General features: G+C 60.2%; 16 protein-coding genes. 1 reads left to right on the plus strand and 15 read right to left on the minus strand.

The window, feature by feature from the left end; translation table 11 throughout:
• Position 1: 1 nt before the first annotated feature.
• The 8 genes from ACA079_RS15035 to arnB are packed head-to-tail and all read right to left on the minus strand — an operon-like array spanning position 2 to position 8,814.
• Complete coding sequence (locus tag ACA079_RS15035) at positions 2-1,381, minus strand: UDP-glucose dehydrogenase family protein (protein WP_497704135.1); 1,380 nt, start codon at positions 1,379-1,381, stop codon at positions 2-4.
• Positions 1,378-1,779, minus strand: coding sequence for a 4-amino-4-deoxy-L-arabinose-phosphoundecaprenol flippase subunit ArnF (gene arnF, locus ACA079_RS15040; RefSeq protein ID WP_497704136.1), 402 nt, complete (start codon positions 1,777-1,779; stop codon positions 1,378-1,380). Before arnF ends, ACA079_RS15035 begins: the two co-directional genes overlap by 4 nt.
• Positions 1,776-2,120 carry a 4-amino-4-deoxy-L-arabinose-phosphoundecaprenol flippase subunit ArnE gene (arnE, locus tag ACA079_RS15045; protein WP_497704137.1) on the minus strand — a complete coding sequence of 115 codons (345 nt, stop codon included), beginning with the start codon at positions 2,118-2,120 and terminating at the stop codon, positions 1,776-1,778. The genes arnF and arnE overlap by 4 nt, the downstream gene beginning before the upstream one ends.
• Positions 2,117-3,766, minus strand: a complete 1,650-nt coding sequence (arnT, locus tag ACA079_RS15050; RefSeq protein WP_497704138.1) for a lipid IV(A) 4-amino-4-deoxy-L-arabinosyltransferase — start codon at positions 3,764-3,766, stop codon at positions 2,117-2,119. Before arnT ends, arnE begins: the two co-directional genes overlap by 4 nt.
• Positions 3,763-4,647, minus strand: coding sequence for a 4-deoxy-4-formamido-L-arabinose-phosphoundecaprenol deformylase (gene arnD / locus ACA079_RS15055; RefSeq protein ID WP_497704327.1), 885 nt, complete (start codon positions 4,645-4,647; stop codon positions 3,763-3,765). The genes arnT and arnD overlap by 4 nt, the downstream gene beginning before the upstream one ends.
• Positions 4,647-6,653, minus strand: a complete 2,007-nt coding sequence (gene arnA / locus ACA079_RS15060) for a bifunctional UDP-4-amino-4-deoxy-L-arabinose formyltransferase/UDP-glucuronic acid oxidase ArnA (protein ID WP_497704139.1) — start codon at positions 6,651-6,653, stop codon at positions 4,647-4,649. Before arnA ends, arnD begins: the two co-directional genes overlap by 1 nt.
• Entirely contained in the window at positions 6,650-7,669 is a 1,020-nt protein-coding gene (arnC, locus tag ACA079_RS15065) for an undecaprenyl-phosphate 4-deoxy-4-formamido-L-arabinose transferase (RefSeq protein ID WP_497704140.1), read from the minus strand. The genes arnA and arnC overlap by 4 nt, the downstream gene beginning before the upstream one ends.
• Positions 7,666-8,814, minus strand: a complete 1,149-nt coding sequence (gene arnB, locus ACA079_RS15070) for a UDP-4-amino-4-deoxy-L-arabinose aminotransferase (protein WP_497704141.1) — start codon at positions 8,812-8,814, stop codon at positions 7,666-7,668. The genes arnC and arnB overlap by 4 nt, the downstream gene beginning before the upstream one ends.
• Before the next feature lie 386 nt (positions 8,815-9,200).
• On the opposite strand from arnB, the gene ACA079_RS15075 reads away from it, so the two are divergent.
• Positions 9,201-10,139 (plus strand): site-specific integrase, encoded by a 939-nt coding sequence (locus ACA079_RS15075; protein ID WP_497704142.1) that lies wholly within the window; start codon positions 9,201-9,203, stop codon positions 10,137-10,139.
• A 10-nt stretch (positions 10,140-10,149) separates the two neighbouring features.
• Here ACA079_RS15075 and ACA079_RS15080 read toward each other — a convergent pair whose 3' ends face one another.
• From ACA079_RS15080 to ACA079_RS15110, 7 genes are all read right to left on the minus strand, one after another.
• The gene (locus ACA079_RS15080; RefSeq protein ID WP_497704143.1) at positions 10,150-11,220 is read right to left on the minus strand and encodes an ABC transporter ATP-binding protein; all 1,071 of its coding nucleotides are present in this window, start codon (positions 11,218-11,220) and stop codon (positions 10,150-10,152) included.
• Positions 11,217-12,815 (minus strand): ABC transporter permease, encoded by a 1,599-nt coding sequence (locus ACA079_RS15085; protein ID WP_497704144.1) that lies wholly within the window; start codon positions 12,813-12,815, stop codon positions 11,217-11,219. The genes ACA079_RS15080 and ACA079_RS15085 overlap by 4 nt, the downstream gene beginning before the upstream one ends.
• Before the next feature lie 3 nt (positions 12,816-12,818).
• Positions 12,819-13,832: an iron ABC transporter substrate-binding protein gene (locus ACA079_RS15090; protein ID WP_497704145.1), complete on the minus strand. Its 1,014-nt coding sequence runs from the start codon at positions 13,830-13,832 to the stop codon at positions 12,819-12,821.
• 316 nt (positions 13,833-14,148) lie between these two features.
• Positions 14,149-14,706: a PqiC family protein gene (locus ACA079_RS15095; protein ID WP_497704146.1), complete on the minus strand. Its 558-nt coding sequence runs from the start codon at positions 14,704-14,706 to the stop codon at positions 14,149-14,151.
• 17 nt (positions 14,707-14,723) lie between these two features.
• Entirely contained in the window at positions 14,724-16,379 is a 1,656-nt protein-coding gene (locus ACA079_RS15100; protein ID WP_497704147.1) for a PqiB family protein, read from the minus strand.
• On the minus strand, positions 16,360-17,016 hold the full coding sequence (locus tag ACA079_RS15105) for a paraquat-inducible protein A (protein ID WP_497704148.1): 657 nt from the start codon (positions 17,014-17,016) through the stop codon (positions 16,360-16,362). The genes ACA079_RS15100 and ACA079_RS15105 overlap by 20 nt, the downstream gene beginning before the upstream one ends.
• Positions 17,013-17,609: a paraquat-inducible protein A gene (locus ACA079_RS15110; protein ID WP_497704149.1), complete on the minus strand. Its 597-nt coding sequence runs from the start codon at positions 17,607-17,609 to the stop codon at positions 17,013-17,015. Before ACA079_RS15110 ends, ACA079_RS15105 begins: the two co-directional genes overlap by 4 nt.
• Positions 17,610-17,745 lie beyond the last annotated feature (136 nt).

The raw sequence follows: 17,745 nt of genomic DNA on the forward strand, positions 1-17,745 counted from the left end.
CTCAAGCGACGACCGAAGCAGCGGGCCACTGCTGATGCGGAATCGGCAAGTTGCGCGACTCACCACGACCCATCGGGAAGTACATGAAACCGGCGCGGGCCAGGCGATCGGCGTCGTACAAGTTGCGTCCGTCGAAGATCACCGGTGCGTTGAGCCGCTGCTGGATCAGGCCGAAATCCGGGGCCTTGAACTGCTGCCACTCGGTGCAGATGATCAACGCGTCAGCGCCGGACAATACCGATTCCGGTGTGCCCATGAGCATCAACTTGGGTTCATCGGGATACAGTTGCTGGGTTTCCTGCATGGCTTCGGGGTCGAACGCGCGGACGTTGGCCCCGGCGGCCCACAGCGATTCCAGCAGCACCCGGCTCGGCGCATCGCGCATGTCGTCGGTGTTCGGTTTGAACGCCAGCCCCCACACGGCAAAGGTCCTGCCGCGTAAATCGCCTTTGTAGAACGCGTTGATGCGCTCGAACAGCTTGTGCTTCTGACGCTGGTTGATCGCTTCCACCGCTTGCAGCAAATCGCTGGAGCAATTCGCCTCTTCGGCGCTGTGGATCAGCGCGCGCATGTCCTTGGGAAAGCACGAGCCGCCATAACCGCAACCGGGGTAGATAAAGTGGTAGCCAATGCGCGAATCGGCGCCGATGCCCAGGCGCACCGATTCGATGTCGGCGCCCAGGTGTTCGGCCAGTTCGGCGATCTGGTTGATGAAGCTGATCTTGGTCGCCAGCATGCAGTTGGCGGCGTATTTGGTCAGCTCGGCGCTGCGCAGGTCCATGAACATGATCCGGTCATGATTGCGGTTGAACGGCGCGTAGAGGTCGCGCATCACGTCACGCACCTCATCGCGTTCGCAGCCGATGATGATCCGGTCCGGGCGCCGGCAATCGGCCACGGCCGAGCCTTCTTTCAAAAATTCCGGGTTGGAGACGATATCGAACTGCAGCAGCCGACCGACCTTGATCAGGCACTTGTCGATATGCGCGCGCAAGGTGTCACCCGTGCCCACCGGCACCGTGGATTTCTCCACCAGAATCACCGGCTGTTCACGATGACGGGCCACGGCTTCGCCCACCGACAGCACATAACGCAGATCCGCCGAACCATCGTCCCGGGACGGTGTACCAACCGCGATAAACAATACCTGGCCATGCTGCACCGCGAGTTTTTCGTCGGTGGTGAACTGTAGACGTTTGGCTTCCAAGCTTTCGCGCACCAGGCTGGCCAGCCCCGGTTCGAAAATACTCACGTGGCCTTGTTGCAGCAGTTCAACTTTCTTCTCGTCAATGTCCATGCAGACCACGTCGTGGCCGACTTCAGCCAGGACAGCCGCTTGCACCAGGCCAACGTAACCGCTACCAAATACACTGATTTTCATGGGGCACTCCTGAGTTCGGACGCGAGAGCAGGGCGAGAATTGATGGTGATGACGCCAAGGATGACCAGGGCCACCCCAAGACTTTTTGAAAGGCTGAAGGCTTCGTTAAACAGCGGCAGGCTGGCGGCCAGCAGGTACACCAGCGCGTAGCTGATGCTTAGCAGCGAATAGGCCCGGCCCAGCGGTAAATCCCGCAGGGCAGCGAGCCAGCAAAGCATCGACAGGGCGTAGGCGAGAATCGCCACCAGCACCACGACGACAGCGCTCAAATCAACGCTGGCGGTGAACCAGTATTCAGGTGTTGGCAGGCGACTCATGCTCCAGCGCATGCCCAGTTGCGCGGCACTGACCAGCAGCACGCTGCCCAGCGCGAAGGTGATTCCGCGACGCAGGTTCATGTGTGTTGCCCCAGCAGCACCACGCCACCGATCACCAGCGCCACACCCAACCAGTGGCGACGGTCGATGGTTTCGTGGAAAACGAAGCGGGCGACCAGGGTGATCAGTACGAAATTGAGGCTCAGCATCGGGTAGGCGATGCCGACCTCGAGGCGCTGCAACACCAGCAGCCACACCAGCAAGCCCGATCCCAACGCGGCGAGCGCCAGCCACAACCACGGCGAGCGCAGTTTCTCGGTCCAGCCCGACGCCTTGTCGCGCCAGCTCTCGACGGCGTACTTCTGGGCGATCTGGCCCAGGCAGGTCAGCAGGCAGGCGGCCAAGAGCAGTAACAGGCTCATGACGCCTCCTGAGGAAAGATCAGAATCACAATGTTGCCTTGTTCATAGCGCTTGCCATCCTTGGGCAGCCGTTCGATTTCGCGCAATTCGTCGTCACCTTTCACACGCATGACCACGCCGACCGAGCCGCTCTGGCGGGCGTTGCGCATCCATGCTTGAACCTGGTTCGGGTGGACTCGCTGCTGTGCGCCGTCAGGATAGGCGAGGCCATATTTCAATTCGCCTATCGTGTTGTACAACGCCACGTCCGGGCGTTTCAGACGCCAGGCCAGGGCCCCAGCGGCGCCGAGGTCGTTGCTCAGCAACTGGTCGGTCTGGCCGAGTTCCTGGGCATGCTCGAGGATGAATTGGTCAGGCATCTTGTTGGCGACCACTGAATCGGGCAGCCCGGCCGGCAACAGGGCGATCAGCAGCAGACTGCCGAAAGCTGGCGCCGCCCAGCATTGCAAAGGTCTGAAGGCTTGCAGCAGGTTGGCCATGATCCAGCCGGTCAGGCCGATGAACACCAGCACCAGGTTGTGCAGTTCATGGTTGTAGAGCGGCTTTTTCAGTTGCAGGTAGACCAGGACCAGCAGGGTTGTCAGGCCCAGCATCAGGTTCAGCAGACCATTGAGGCCCAGTACCCGGCCTTGCTCAAGCTTCAAGCGGTCCACCAGTGCGTGGCCCAGCAGCAACGCCATTGGCAACAGGCACGGCATGATGTAGGTCGGCAGCTTGCCGTTGCTCAGGCTGAAAAAAATCAGTGGCATCAGTAGCCACAGCAGCAGGAAACCGATGTTGGCCTGGCGTCGTGTGTCCCACGCCTGTTTCAGCGCCGACGGCAGCAAAACCGCCCACGGCAGACTGAACGCCACCAGCAACGGTAAATAGAACCACCACGGCGCGTCATGCTGGGCATCGTCGCCGGCGAAGCGGCGAATGTGTTCGTGCCAGAAGAAGAACCGCCAGTAATCGGGCTCCTGCGCGTGCACCGCCAAGACCCACGGCAAGCTGACGGCGATGGCCACGACAATCGCCAGCGGACCGTAGATCAGCAGTTCTCGCCAGCGTTTTTGCCAGATCATCCAGGGCAGGGCGATCAGCACCGGCAGCAGCCAGGCGAGGAAACCCTTGGTCATGAACCCCATGCCGCAGGCCAGGCCCAACACCGCCCAACCGATCAGGCGCTGGCCACGACTGACGCTGTCCAGGGCAAACCACAAGGCCACCAGACTCAGGTTGACCCAAAACGTGAATTGCGGATCGAGGTTGGCGTAGCCCGCGGCGCCAGCGATGACGGTGAGACTCATGTACAGCAGCGCGCAGGCAAAACTCTTGCGCGGCTCGTTCCACATCCGGCGAGCGATCAGGTAGCACAGCAACACACTCAACCCGGTGCTCATCGCGGAGGCAAACCGCACGCCGAACAGGTTGTCGCCAAACAACGCTTGGCTGGCGGCGATCATCCAGTAACCGGCCACCGGTTTTTCGAAATAGCGCAGGCTCATGAAATGCGGCGACACCCAGTTGCCGCTCAGGAGCATGTCCTGGCTGATCTGGGCGTAGCGGGTTTCGTCGGGAATCCATAAGCCATGGCTGCCCAGCGGCAGCAGATACGCCAGCGCGAAGATGGCCAGCAGCAACGGCAATGCCCAGCGCTTGCTCATACGCCTTGCACTCCCAACCAGCCTTCGCGTCCTTCGAGGGTGCCGCGCAGCACCCGGCCGACCGGCAAGGTGTCGGGGGCTTCGGGCAGCAGATCGCCCAAGGGTTGAAAATGGATGTCTCGCTGGCGCGCATCGGCCAGCAGTTTGCGGAAATCGTTGGCCATCAGAATCCCTTCTACTTCGGCATGGATCGTATAGACGTTGAGTTTTTCGGGGCTGAAACGATCAAGAATGAAGGCGTTGAAGTCCTTGGCCGCCACGCTGGGGCCGACCACCTCATCGAACGTCGGCAGGTCCACCGGAATCTGCGGCGCACCCAAACCACCATTGGCCAATCTCGGCTGGAACAGGCTCTGGCCCCGACAATCGCTGTTGTAGCGAAAGCTGAATGCCTGCTTGGCCTCGATTACGCGCTCGTCCGCCCGCCACCCGGCGGATGCCGAGCACTCGACGTTTTGCCCGAGGATGTCGCAGAGCGTGTCTACGCCCCGGCGAAGGTGTTCGATCAGCTGCTTGTCGCTCCAACGCCCGGCATTGGCCTGCCAGCCGTGGTGATCCCAGGCGTGCAGGCCGACTTCATGCCCGGCTGCCACAGTTTGACGCATCAAATGCCCGAGGTCGCGGCCAATCGGTTTGCCGGGCCACGCGGTGCCGGCCAGCAGGATGTCCCAGCCATAGAGGCCGGCGGCGTTGGAACGGAGCATTTTCCAGAGAAACTGCGGACGGATCAGGCGCCATAGGTGACGCCCCATGTTGTCCGGCCCGACACTGAAGAAAAACGTCGCCTTGACCTGCGCTTCATCGAGGATTTCCAGGAGCCGCGGCACCCCCTCACGGGTGCCTCGGTAAGTGTCGACATCAATCCGCAAGCCCGCCTGCATTAGCATGATTCTTCTGTAGAGTGCTCCGCGATTTCGAGCATGGCTTCACGCAGGAAGAAATCCAGCGTATTGCCGATGGTTTCACTCATCTGCACGGTCGGCGTCCAGTCCAGCAGGCGCTTGGCGTTGGCGATACTCGGTTTGCGGTGCGACACGTCCTGATACCCGGTGCCGTAGAACGCCTTGCTTTCGACATCGCGGAACCCGGCGAACGGTGGGAAGTTGTCGCGCAACGGGTGAGCTTCGAACTGACGCAACAGCTCCTCGCCCAACTGGCGGATGCTGGCCTCGTTGTCCGGGTTGCCGATGTTGATGATCTGGCCGTTGCAGGCGTCGTTCTCGTTGTCGATGATTCGCGCCAGCGCTTCCACGCCGTCGGCAATGTCGGTGAAGCAGCGTTTTTGCTCACCGCCATCGAACAGACGAATCGGTGTGCCTTCCACCAGATTGAGGATCAGTTGGGTGATCGCGCGGGAACTGCCGATACGCGCCGAGTCCAGGCGGTCGAGGCGTGGGCCCATCCAGTTGAAGGGACGGAACAACGTGAAGTTCAGGCCTTTCTGGCCGTAGGCCCAGATCACCCGGTCGAGCAGTTGCTTGGAGATCGAGTAGATCCAGCGCTGCTTGTTGATCGGACCGACGATGAGGTTGGAGGTGTCTTCGTCGAAGTTCTGGTCCTGGCACATGCCATACACTTCGGAGGTCGACGGGAAGATCACGCGTTTGTTGTATTTGACGCAGTAGCGAACCAGTTTCAGGTTCTCTTCAAAGTCCAGCTCGAACACCCGCAGCGGGTTGCGGGTGTACTCGATCGGCGTGGCGATCGCCACCAGCGGCAGGATCACGTCGCACTTCTTGATGTGGTATTCGATCCACTCGGAGTGGATGCTGATGTCGCCTTCGACGAAGTGGAAGTTCGGGTGACTGCGCAGACGCTCGATCGCATCCGAACCGATGTCCAGGCCATACACCTCGTACTTGTCGTCGCGCAGCAGACGCTCGGACAGGTGATTGCCGATGAAGCCGTTGACGCCGAGGATCAGCACGCGTGTGCGACGCGTGGCACGACGGGACTCGGCGCCACGCAGCACGGAACCGTCCACCAGTCCCAGTTCGTTGGCCAGTTGCGGGCCGCTGAGGTACAGGCCATTGTCGTTGCGCTGGCCGGCGGTGATCACCAGGGAATCTTCGCCGCAGGCGATACGCAGCGGGTCGACGCTGATGACGCGACCCGGCGCCTGGCCTTCATTGCCTTGGGCGACTTCTGCGCTCCAGACAATCAGCTTGTGTTCGCCCACGGCGCAGAAAGCACCCGGATAAGGCTGGGTCACCGCGCGAACCAGGTTGAACAGTTCTTCCGCCGGTTTGTTCCAGAGCAGTTTGCCGTCGGCCGGCGTGCGACGACCGAACACTGTTGCTTGGGATTCGTCCTGTGGGGTTTCGTTGACTTTGCCGGCGAGCAACGCTGGCAGCGTGTCGCGCAGCAGGTCGGTGGCGGCCACGCGCAATTTACCGTGCAGGCTCAACGCTGTGTCGCTGCGCTCAATCGCCACCGTTTTCTGGGCGAGGATGGCGCCCGCATCGGCCCGTTTGACCATGCGGTGCAGGGTCACGCCGGTTTCGGTTTCGCCGTTGACCAGCACCCAGTTGGCCGGCGCACGACCACGGTAACGCGGCAACAACGAACCGTGCAGGTTGAAGGCGCCTTTGCTGGCGGTGGCCAACAGCGGTTCGCTCAGCAGGTTGCGGTAGTAGAACGAGAACAGGTAATCGGGGTTGAGCTTGCTGATGCGCTCGATCCACAGCGGATGGTTGGCATCTTCCGGGGCGTGCACCGGGATGCCCTTGCGTGCGCACAGTTGCGCAACGGAGCCGTAGAACGCGTTCTCCTTCGGATCATCGGCGTGGGTAAACACGGCGGCAATTTCAAAGCCCGAGCTGAGCAGGGTTTCGATGCCGGCACAGCCGATATCGTGATAGGCGAAGACAACTGCTTTTGCGCTCATGAGAGAACCTGATCGGAAGAGGTGGAAGTGAGGCCGTCAACGGTGACAACGGGAGCCGGGGCAGCAGGTTGGCTACGCAGAACCTTTTCGATAAAGAACCGGGGGCGGGCGCGGACGTCGCTGTACATGCGTCCCAGGTATTCGCCCAACAGGCCCATGCCGATAAATTGCCCGCCGGTGAAGACGAACAGCACGGCGAACAAAACGAACGTGCCGTCGCCCGCCCAACTGGCGCCGAAAGCCAGGCGCAACACGATCAGCGCCGTGGCGAACAGCACACCGAGCGCCGCCATGCCAAAACCGACAATGCTCAGCAGACGCAGGGGCGTGGTGGTCATGCAGGTGATCAGGTCGAACATCAGGTTGACCAGGCGCATGGGGCTGTACTTGGATTCACCGTGTTCACGCTCGGCATGCAGCACAACAATTTCCGTGGTGTGCCGGGCGAAGCTATTGGCGAGGATCGGGATGAAGGTGCTGCGTTCGCGGCAGGCGAGCATGGCGTCGACGATGGTTCGCCGGTAAGCGCGGAGCATGCAGCCGTAGTCGGTCATGGCGACGCCGGTGGAGCGCTGCACAGCCAGATTGATCAGCTTCGACGGCCAGCGACGCAGCGCCGAGTCCTGGCGATTGCTACGCACGGTGGCGACCACGTCATAACCCAGCTCGGCCTGAGCCACTAACCGCGGGATCTCCTCGGGCGGGTTTTGCAGGTCCGCGTCGAGGGTAATAATCACATCACCTTTGCACTGCTCGAAACCGGCCATGATTGCCGCGTGCTGGCCATAGTTGCGGTTGAGAATGACCGCCACCACCGGGCTGCACTCGCGATTGGCGGCGTCTTCGAGGATCTGCGCCGAGTCATCGCGGCTGCCGTCATCGACCAACACAATCTCGTAGTCATGGTGCAATTGCTGGCACGCCGCTTCGGTGCGCCGGAGCAATTCCGGCAGACTGTCTTGCTCGTTGTAGACCGGGATGACGATCGACACGCAACGGATCGGGTAAGGTTTCACAGGCTTGCGTCCATAACGTTTTCAATGGCACCGACCACACGATCGACGTCATCGAGGGTCATGTCGGGGAACAACGGAATCGAGCACAGCCGTGCCGAGTTCCATTCGGTGTTGGGCAGATAGATGTTGGGGAAGCGTTGGCGGTAGTAGGTGTGGAGGTGAGTGGCGATGAAGTGAATGCCGGTGCCGATGTTCTGTGCTTGCAGGGCCTTCATGAACGCTTCGCGGTCCAGCCCGCAGCGCTCGCTGTCGATCCGCAGGATGAACAGGTGCCAAGCGTGCCGCTGCGGGTACGCCGGAATCGCCAACGGCTGCACCTTTGATCCTTCGAGGCGCTGCAGGTAGGCGCGGGCCAGTTCGGTACGCTTGGCATTGATCTGATCCAGGCGCTCCAGTTGCACCAGGGCGATGGCGGCGTTGATGTCGGCCAGGTTGTATTTGAACCCCGGCTCCATCACCTGCGCCTGAGGTTTACGGCCGTGAGTCATGCGGTCATAGGCGTCGACGCCAAGGCCGTGAAACTTGAGCATGCGCACACGACTGGCCAGGGCTTCATCGTCACTGACGAACATGGCGCCCTCGGCGCAGGTCATGTTCTTGATCGCGTGGAAGGAGAAGATCGCCGTGCCTTTCGCGCCGACATGACGACCTTTGTAGAAGGTGCCTGCGGCGTGAGCGGCATCTTCGATGACCGGGATGCCGTGTTTGTCGGCCAGCGCATAAAGCGGATCGAGATCGAACGCGGCACCGGCGTAATGCACCGGAATAATGGCTTTGGTGCGCGGCGTGATCGCGGCTTCGATGCTGGTCAGGTCACTCATCAGTGTGTCGCGATCAACGTCGACGAATACCGGGGTCGCGCCCAACAGGCAAATCATGTTTGCGGTGGACACCCAGGTCTGGGACGGCGTGATGACTTCATCGCCCGGACCAATTCCCAATGCCAGTAACGTGATGTGCATCCCGCCGGTGGCCGAGGACAGTGCCACGGCATGACGACATCCCACGTAGTTGGCGAATTGCTCTTCCAGTTCCTGATTTTTCGGCCCGGTAGTGATCCAGCCGGAACGCAATACTTGCTCTACGGCGGCAATTTCTTCATCGCCGATACTGGGACGGGAGAAGGGGAGAAAAGCCTGAGTCATGGGTACCTCGGGGCTGAAAAGTGAGTAGCCGAAGAGGCTAAAATATTGGATCCAATATTAGCGTAGACGATAAAACGAAAGCTGCATCAATCAGTTACTTCAAATGCATGAGAAAGCACATCAGTTGACTTTTGCTGCCATGGGCGGCAGGTTGGGACCAAGAGCAGGGTCACCCCGGATTCATTGAGGTTATTCCCGATTTTGTGAAAGGAACATGAAAACCCGGTCGGCGAATCGTTTATCTGAAAGTCATACAGCCACTGTTCAGACTTCTGCCGTTCATCGAGTTTTTTAGTAGAAAGTCCTGCAGAAGTGTCCCGCTTTATATGAAGGATGTTTCAATCCTTAGTTGTTAATGAACTGTTTCCACATTAAGGCCGTTTCGTTTGATTGACTTACCCGCTACCGACTCAATCCCTTCAAAGACCAATCCGCTGACCCTGTACCTGGCGCGTCTGGCACCGTCCAGCCAACTGACCATGCGTTACGTGCTGCAGGACGCCGCTGACCGGTTGGGCTTCGAAGACATGAACGTCGAGGAGATTCCCTGGCACAACCTGCAACCGGAAGATGTCATCGCGCTCGTGGCCACTTTGCGCACGGACGGCTACGCGCCGAATACCTCTTCGCTGTACGTCAACGCGGTGCGTGGGGTGATGAACGAAGCGTGGCGCATGAGCCTGATCAGTCAGGAACACTTGCTGAAAATGCGTTCGGTGAAAGGGATTGCCGGCACGCGATTGTCCCAGGGGCGAAACCTAAGGCGCACGCTGATCCAGGAATTGATGGCGGTCTGCGCTGCCGACCCACGGCCACAAGGGTTGAGGGATGCGGCGATCATCGGGATTTTGTATGGCTCGGGCATGCGCAAATCGGAATCGGTGAACCTGGACCTGAACCAGGTCGATTTCGCCGAGCGCAGCCTTCGTGTGACCGCCAAGGGCAACAAGCAATTGATCAAGTACGCACCGGCCTGGGCGTTCGCCAAGCTCAATGACTGGCTGGAACTGCGGCGTTCGCTACTGAAGGAGGGCGAAACGGACGATACGTTCCTGTTCAACCGCATCCGCCGCGGCAGTCACATCACCCGCGAGCGCATCACCAAACATGCGATTTATTACATCGCCCGACAGCGGGGTGCGCAGGTCGGGGTGAAAATCATGCCGCATGACTTCCGACGTTCATTCATTACCCGAGTGATCGAGGAGTACGACTTGTCGATCGCCCAGAAACTCGCCCATCACAGCAACATCCAGACCACGGCCAACTACGATGTGCGCGATGACAACGAACGGCGTCGGGCCGTGGACCGGTTCGATCTTTGATGGACGGGGTTCAAGATTCGCTCAGTACGTGGGCATGGCCGATCGTCGAGACGTGAACCGCGCTGCCGGCGGGTGGCGCATACAGGCCCGAACTGCGCACCATTAATGATCGACCAGGCTGTTGCCCGGAAGCCAACGCTTCCAATTCCACCGTCAACGTGCAGGTATTGCCGCTGAAATCCCGCTCGGTCACGACGGCGCGACACCCGGCAGCCTTGGTCGTGCTGGGCTGGATGCTGACGAGTTGCAGTTGTTCGGGACGCAGCATGATCTGCGCCGATTTGTTGTTGCGGTGGTTGTTCACCGGTATCCGACCGAGATCGCAATGGGCCCAGCCGGCTTCGATTCTGGCGGGCATGACCACGGCATCCCCCAGAAACAACGCGGTTTGTTCATCCTCGGGGTAACGGTAAAGGTCCAGCGGATGGCCCGACTGCACCAGCCGACCGTCGCGCATCACCGCCAGCTGATCGGCAAACGACAACGCTTCACTCTGGTCATGGGTGACCAGAATGGTGGTCACGCCGGCGTCGGTCAGTAGCCGTGCGACCATTTTGCGCATGGCGCCTCGAAGTCCGGTGTCGAGAGCCGAAAACGGCTCGTCCAGCAACATCAAGCGCGGCTGTTGCGCCAACGCCCGCGCCAGTGCCACGCGTTGTTGCTGGCCGCCGGAGAGTTCATGGGGCCAACGGTTGGCCATGTTCGCATCCAGCGCCACGCTGTCCATCAACTCTGCGACGCGCTCCTGTTTAGCACCGCCCTTGATCGAAAGCCCGAAACCGATGTTCGCGGCCACGGTCATGTGTGGGAACAGGGCGCCGTCCTGCGGAACATAACCAATCAAACGCTGATGCGCCGGGACTTCATGGGTATTGTCGACGAGCGTTTGGCCATTGAGTGAAAGACGGCCCGTATCCGGGAATTCGAAGCCGGCGATCATCCGCAACAACGTGGTTTTTCCTGAACCGGACGGGCCGACGATGACCGTTCGACTGCCCGTTGGCACCGACAGGTTGATGCTCTCCAGCGCTTGATGGGAACCGTAGGACTTGGAAATGGAATGGAGTTCGAGAGCGTTCATCGGCCAGCCGTTCGTTTGGATTGGTGATAAAGAAGTCCGGTCAACGGAAGCGACAGCAAAATCATCAGCAGGGCATAGGGCGCAGCCGCGGCGTAATCGATTTCGCTGGTCATGGCCCAAAACCCGGTGGCCAGGGTGCGCGTGCCGTTGGGGGAGAGCAGCAGGGTGGCGGTCAACTCATTGGTGATCGCCAGAAACACCAGTGCGGCGCCAGCGGCAGCGCCGGGCGCGGCCAGGCGCAGGGTGATCAGCCACAATGCCCGGGCAGGCGAGCGGCCGAGGCTGCGGGCCATGTTTTCCAGCTCGACCGGCGCCTGTGCGATCCCGGCGCGCAAACTGACCAGGGCGCGGGGCAAAAACATCAGCAGATACGCCAGCAACACCGTGATCGTCGTCTGGTAAATCGGCCGGGCGAAATGGATGGTGATGGTCACCAATGCCAGGGCCACGACGATCCCGGGCAACGAACTGGTGATGTAGTTGCAGCTTTCCAGCACACGTTGCAACCGGCCCGGAGAGCGAATCGACAGCCAGGCAATCGGGATGGCGGCGCAAGTGGTGAGGGCGGCACCCGCAACACCGAGCAGCAGCGTTTGTTCCAGCGCAGGCAGAAGCTCGTCCATCTGCCAGACCTGCGTACCGCCGGCTATCAGCCAGTTACCTAAAGTCACCAGTGGCACGCCCAGCGCCAGTGCGCAGGTCGCGATCTGTACGGTCAGGGCGAGGAAGGTGGTTGCAGATTTCAGGCGTACTACCCGCTGCTCGCGAGCGCTTCCCGACCCGACGCGGGCGTAACGCGCCGTGCCGCGAGCGGCCGATTCTGCGGTGAGCATCACCAGGCAACACAGCGCAAGCACGCTGGCCAGCATGTGGGCGGCGGGGCCGTTGAAGGTGGACTTGAACTGATCGAAGATGGCCGTGGTGAAGGTGTCGAAACGGATCATCGCGTACAGGCCATATTCGGCCAGCAGGTGCAGGCCCACCAGCAACGCGCCGCCGCAGATGGCCAGGCGCAGTTGCGGCAGCACCACGCGGAAAAATATCGCCCAAGGCTTGAGCCCCAGCGATTCGGCAACGTCTTCGATGGCCGGATCGAGCCTGCGCAAGGTCGCAGCAATCGGCAGGTACAGGAACGGGAAGTAGGCGATGACCGACACCAGAACCCCGGCAAACAGCCCGTGAATCGGTGGGAACAGGCTGACCCACGCATAGCTGTGCACGAACGCCGGCACCGCCAGCGGCGCGGTCGCCAGCAACGACCACCAGCGTCGCCCAGGCAGGTTGGTGCGCTCTGTCAGCCAGGCCAGAGACAGGCCCAACATGACGCTCAACGGAATCGTGATCACCACCAGTAAAACGGTGTTGATCAATAATTCAGCGACCCGCGGCCGGAAGACCAGCGGCACAAGGGTCGCCCAGCCTGTCTGAAACGATACGCCGATGACGAAGGCAATCGGCAGCAGCGACAGCAGCGACACCAGCACCGACAAACCGATCACCCACGCGCCACCACGCCCCGCGAAGATTCCGCGGGATCGTCGTCGCAAGTTCGTGGGTATCGCCTCAGCGATACCCGACGGCAAGGTTTCAGGCATCAATTAGAGCAGTCCGGCCTGAGTCATCAGCTCCACGGCTTTTTTACTGTCGAGTTTTGAAGCATCGACTGTCGGCGCGTCGAGTTGCTGCAAAGGCACCAGTTTTGGGTTGGATTCAGCGTTCTTGCCCACCGCGTATTCGAACGATTTGCCGGTTTTGAGGATGGCCTGGCCATCTTTGCCGGTAATCCATTTGAGGAACGCCTGGGCTTGTTCCTTGTGTTTGCTGGACGCCAGAACGCCGCCGCCGGAGACACTGACAAATGCGCCCGGATCCTTGTGCTTGAAGTAGTGCAGGGCGGTGTTCTTGCTGTTTTCGCCGGTCTTGGCCTGGTCGCCGAAGCTGTAATAGTGGTAGATCACGCCGCTGTCGATCTGCCCGGCGTTGACCGCTTTAAGCACGGCGCTGTTGCCCCGGTACGCGGTAAAGTTGGTTTTCATCCCTTTCAGCCATTCCAGGGTGGCGGCTTCGCCTTTGAGTTCCAGCACGGCGGCGACGATGGCCTGGAAGTCGGCACCGGCCGGTGAAGCGCCCCAACGGCCTTTCCAGTTCGGGCCGGCGAGGTCCATCAGCGACTTGGGCAGTTCGGCTTCGGGCAGTTTGCTCGGGTTATAGACAAACACCGTGGAGCGCGCGGCGATCCCCACCCATTTGCCATGGGCCGGGCGGTAAGCATCGCCGACCTGTTCCAGGGTGGCCGGCGCAACCGGTGCAAACAGCCCCGCGTTGTCGACCAGCACCATCGCCGGGGAGTTTTCGGTCAGGAATACGTCGGCCGGGGAGGCGGCGCCTTCCTGCACGATCTGATTGCCCATCTCTGTGTCGTCACCATTGCGCACCGTGACTTTGATGCCGGTTTCCTTGGTAAAGCCCTCGATCCAGGATTTGGTCAGGCTTTCGTGCTGGGCGTTGTAGACCACGATGCCATCGGCATCCGCTGCATACACGTGACCGGCACTCAGCAAAGCGGTGGCCAGCAGTGCTGTTTTCAGGAAAGAAGGGATGTTGGGACTCATGCGTTGGCAGCTCCTGTTTTTTTTAATAATCGTGCGCGCAGATTCAACCGGGACGGTCGTCAATTATTGTAGGCCAATACGAATCATTTGCATGATTAAGGCGGCGGCAAATGTAAAGTGCCAAATGAGAAAAAAGCGTCAAAATTTCAGTAGCAACGCATCACATGTAGCAGCTGGCGATGCCTGCGTTCGGCTGCGAAGCAGTCGTAAACCCTGAGTACGTGGTTTTACTGATACACCGCGTTGCCTGATTTCACGACTGCTTCGCAGCCGAACGCAGGCTTCGCCAGCTGCTACGGATCGCGTTATGGCTTGATTAAGCCGATGGACACCCTTTTTGTGTGCCGACAGCGGCCTGGCTGATAAGCGCGGCCAGGCGTTTAACGTTGTTTTGTTGAGCCGCCACCAGTTCATCGATGGACGGCCCTGAAGGCGTCTGCAAAGTGTTGCGGCAGGTGAGCAGCCCCGCATCACCTTCGCCCAGATTGCGCAGGCGCCACTTGACGTCGATCAACGCATATTGCCCTGGAACCGAGTCGAAGCGCTGCACGTCCACCCGCACCGACACGTTGCGCCGGGGATTGGCGTTGACCATTTGATCGACCAGCGCGCTGCGCAACTCATCCGACAGGCTCGCGCCCCACCACTCGGTTTCGAGGATCGCCATGCCACTGTTGCCCTGGCGGATGACGATCTGCGGACGATCGACCTGGGGCGGCACGCTGATGCCCTCAATCTGGATTTCCGCACCGCTGTTTCGCGCAGCAAGTCCCGGTTGAGCCGGAATCAGGGTGTGGAATTGAATCGGATCACTGCGGCAAGCGGCGAGTAGCAACAATGCAGTGACCAAGCTGATCTTCAGCGGATAAACCATGAGTGATGCTCCTGTGGTCATTTGCGCGGCGGCCCCTGCAGGTCCATCGGCGCAGCATTGTCGGGACGACCGCGAATCAGCGATTCCGGATGCCGTCCCAGGTAATCCGAGAGTTCACGCAAGGAGCGCGACATGCGCCCGAGTTCGTCGAGGGTCTGACCTAATTGTTCGCGTTGCGGCGAGTCTTCGGCCAAGGTCGAACTGGCCGATTGCAGGGTCTTGCTGACATCCGCCAGGGTGGTCTGCACGCCGGGGAGGGTCTTGGCGTTGAATTGCGCCAGACCTTTACGCAGTTCGACGAGGTTGCTGTCCAGGTTGCCGGCAATGCGCTCGATTGGCAGCTGGTTGATCTTGTTGACCATGCCCTCCAGTTTTTCTTGCAACTGCTCGAGGCTGCCAGGAACGGTTGGGATAGAGACTGGACGGGCGGTCGGATCGAATACGACTTTTTCCGCTTTGGGGTAGAAGTCGAGCGAAATGTAGAGCTGGCCGGTCAACAGGTTGCCGCTCCGTGCCTGGGCCCGCAGACCGTTGTCGATGAAGGTGCCCATCAGACGTATGCCAGCGGCTTCGTCGTTGGGGTCATGCTTCAAGACCTCGAGCATTTTGGTGTGGGCCTGGCCGAGGCGTTGCGGGTAGATCACGATGCCGACATTGACCGGAAAACTGCGCTTTTTCGCGTCGAAATCCAGATTGACCGACACGACTCTGCCGAACTCGATGCCAAGGAATTCCACCGGCGCGCCAACCCTCAGCCCGCGCAAGGCCTGATCGAAACGCAAACTCAAGAATTGCCCCTTGCCGCTGGGCGGGGCGAGGGCGGTTAGCTGATCTTCGAACAGGTCGAAGGCTTTGTCCTCGGCGGCCAGTTGATCGTTAGGGCTGTATTCCGGAGCACGGAATGCGATACCGCCCACCAGGATCGATGACAGCGATTCGGTTTTCACCGAAAAGCCATTGGCGCCGACGTTCAGGTCGATCCCGCTGGCGTTCCAGAACCGGGTGTTTTCAGTGACGTAGGCATCGTTGGGCGCGTGGATGAACACTTCGATGTTCACCCCTTTGCCGTCGGCGTCCAGGGCATAGGCCACCACTTGCCCCACCGGAATCTTGCGGTAGTAAACCGGCGAGCCAATGTCCAGTGAACCGAGATCCTGGGTGCGCAGGGTGAAGCGCTTGCCCGGCTCGCCATAGGTAATCGGCGGCGGGTTTTCCAGGCCGGTAAAGTTCTTGGAGCGAGCATTGGCCTGGCCGATGTCGGCGCCAATGTAATCCCCAGACAGCAGGGTATCGATCCCCGACACCCCGCCGGCGCCAATACGCGGACGCACGACCCAGAATTGCGAGTCTTCGCGGGTGAAACTTTCCGCCTGCTTGTCTAGTTTGATCGTGGCGTTGACGCTTTTCTGGTCATTGCTCAGTTCCACCTCCGAGACATGCCCGATCACCACGTTGCGGTATTTGACCTCGGTCTTGTTGGCCGTCAGGCCGCTACCGGTCTTGAACGTGACGGTAATGGTCGGACCTTCCTGCATCATGGTGTGCACGACCAGGGAAATCCCCACCAGCACCGCGACGATCGGGACGATCCACACCAGCGAAACGCTGAAGCGGCGGGTCTTGACTGGGGCCTGCCCGGGGGCTTGCGGCCCATTAGTGGCTTGCGACTTCATCCATGACCTCCTCGTTTGGGTTGTCCCGCTCTTCTTTATCCCAGATCAGGCGTGGGTCGAAACTCATTGCCGACAGCATGGTGAACACCACCACCAGACCGAAGAACAGAATGCCCGGGCGCGGTTCGATATCGGCCAGGGCTTGAAACTTCACCAGTGAGGCCACCAGGGCGACCACGATCACATCGAGCATCGACCAGTAACCGATGAGCTCGACGAAACGGTACAGCGTTGACCGCTGCTTACTCGCCCATTGGCTGTCGCGCTGAACGGTCACCAGTAACAGCGTCAGGGCGACGAACTTAATGCCCGGCACCGCGATGCTGGCGATGAAAATAATCAGGGCAATATCCCAGGCGCCGTGCTTCCAGAAATCCAGTACACCGCTCATGATCGTGCTATCGGCGCCGTTGCCGACCATTTTGGTGTTCATCACTGGCAGCAGATTAGCCGGGATATAAAACACCAGCGATGTCAGTAGATAGGCCCAGGTCCGGGTCAGGGCGTTGGTTTTGCGCCGATGCAGTGGCGCACCGCACCGTGTGCATTCGTGAGGTTCATCGGTCATGTCACAGGCCAGGCCGCAGCTATGACACAGGCACAGGTTGAGTTCACTCGCCACCGGGGGCCTGTTCATAAGATGTCCCATAGTTCACGGATGTCGCGCCCGGCAATGCGGATCATCATCAGACTGAGAATGGCCAGGGCGAAAAGGCCGATGCCGGGCAGCACATCCAGCAATCCGGCGAGTTTGATGACCGCGACCATCGCCCCCAGCAGACAAACCTCCAGCATGCTCCAGGGCCTGAGGGTTTCCAGCCAGCGCATGCAGAACTTGAAGCCGGGCGAGCGCTGGTGGGCGAGGGCGAAGCTCAGGACCCAGATAAGCAGCACCAGCTGGAAAATCGGCGCGATGATCATCGAGATCGCCGCCACCATGGCGATGAAAGTGATCGGCCCCAGACTCAGGGCCAGCACCGAATCCCAGAGTGTTGCGCTGTTTTTAAGGCCTTTGAGGCTGATGCTCATGACGGGATAGAAATTGGCGAAAATCCACAGCATCAACGCGGTGAAGGTCAACGCCAGACGTTGTTCCACCGTCAGGCCGTTATAGCGCTGAAGCACGCCGCCGCAGCGCGTACAGAGGGTTTTCTGATGTTTGGCGAGCGTGACTTTTTCATACACGCAGTCGCAGTGCTCGCAGATGATCAGTGGGTCAGTCGTAGCCATAGGCTGCACTCGCCAGGACGCAGGGAAGTCAGAGCACTCCCTCAATATAGAAGCGCCTAGCGATTGAGCAAATTAAAAGGCTGTTCAATGGGATGCGGATGGGCGATTTCTCCCCTGTAGGAGCTGCCGAAGGCTG

It is taken from the genome of Pseudomonas sp. LBUM1645, assembly GCF_059716185.1.

Bases quoted from the DNA above. Each gene is read 5' to 3' on its own strand.
- ACA079_RS15035 (WP_497704135.1), bottom strand. From the start codon at position 1,381: ATGAAAATCAGTGTATTTGGTAGCGGTTACGTTGGCCTGGTGCAAGCG.
- arnF (WP_497704136.1), bottom strand. From the start codon at position 1,779: ATGAACCTGCGTCGCGGAATCACCTTCGCGCTGGGCAGCGTGCTGCTG.
- arnE (WP_497704137.1), bottom strand. From the start codon at position 2,120: ATGAGCCTGTTACTGCTCTTGGCCGCCTGCCTGCTGACCTGCCTGGGC.
- arnT (WP_497704138.1), bottom strand. From the start codon at position 3,766: ATGAGCAAGCGCTGGGCATTGCCGTTGCTGCTGGCCATCTTCGCGCTG.
- arnD (WP_497704327.1), bottom strand. From the start codon at position 4,647: ATGCAGGCGGGCTTGCGGATTGATGTCGACACTTACCGAGGCACCCGT.
- arnA (WP_497704139.1), bottom strand. From the start codon at position 6,653: ATGAGCGCAAAAGCAGTTGTCTTCGCCTATCACGATATCGGCTGTGCC.
- arnB (WP_497704141.1), bottom strand. From the start codon at position 8,814: ATGACTCAGGCTTTTCTCCCCTTCTCCCGTCCCAGTATCGGCGATGAA.
- ACA079_RS15080 (WP_497704143.1), bottom strand. From the start codon at position 11,220: ATGAACGCTCTCGAACTCCATTCCATTTCCAAGTCCTACGGTTCCCAT.
- ACA079_RS15085 (WP_497704144.1), bottom strand. From the start codon at position 12,815: ATGCCTGAAACCTTGCCGTCGGGTATCGCTGAGGCGATACCCACGAAC.
- ACA079_RS15090 (WP_497704145.1), bottom strand. From the start codon at position 13,832: ATGAGTCCCAACATCCCTTCTTTCCTGAAAACAGCACTGCTGGCCACC.
- ACA079_RS15095 (WP_497704146.1), bottom strand. From the start codon at position 14,706: ATGGTTTATCCGCTGAAGATCAGCTTGGTCACTGCATTGTTGCTACTC.
- ACA079_RS15100 (WP_497704147.1), bottom strand. From the start codon at position 16,379: ATGAAGTCGCAAGCCACTAATGGGCCGCAAGCCCCCGGGCAGGCCCCA.
- ACA079_RS15105 (WP_497704148.1), bottom strand. From the start codon at position 17,016: ATGAACAGGCCCCCGGTGGCGAGTGAACTCAACCTGTGCCTGTGTCAT.
- ACA079_RS15110 (WP_497704149.1), bottom strand. From the start codon at position 17,609: ATGGCTACGACTGACCCACTGATCATCTGCGAGCACTGCGACTGCGTG.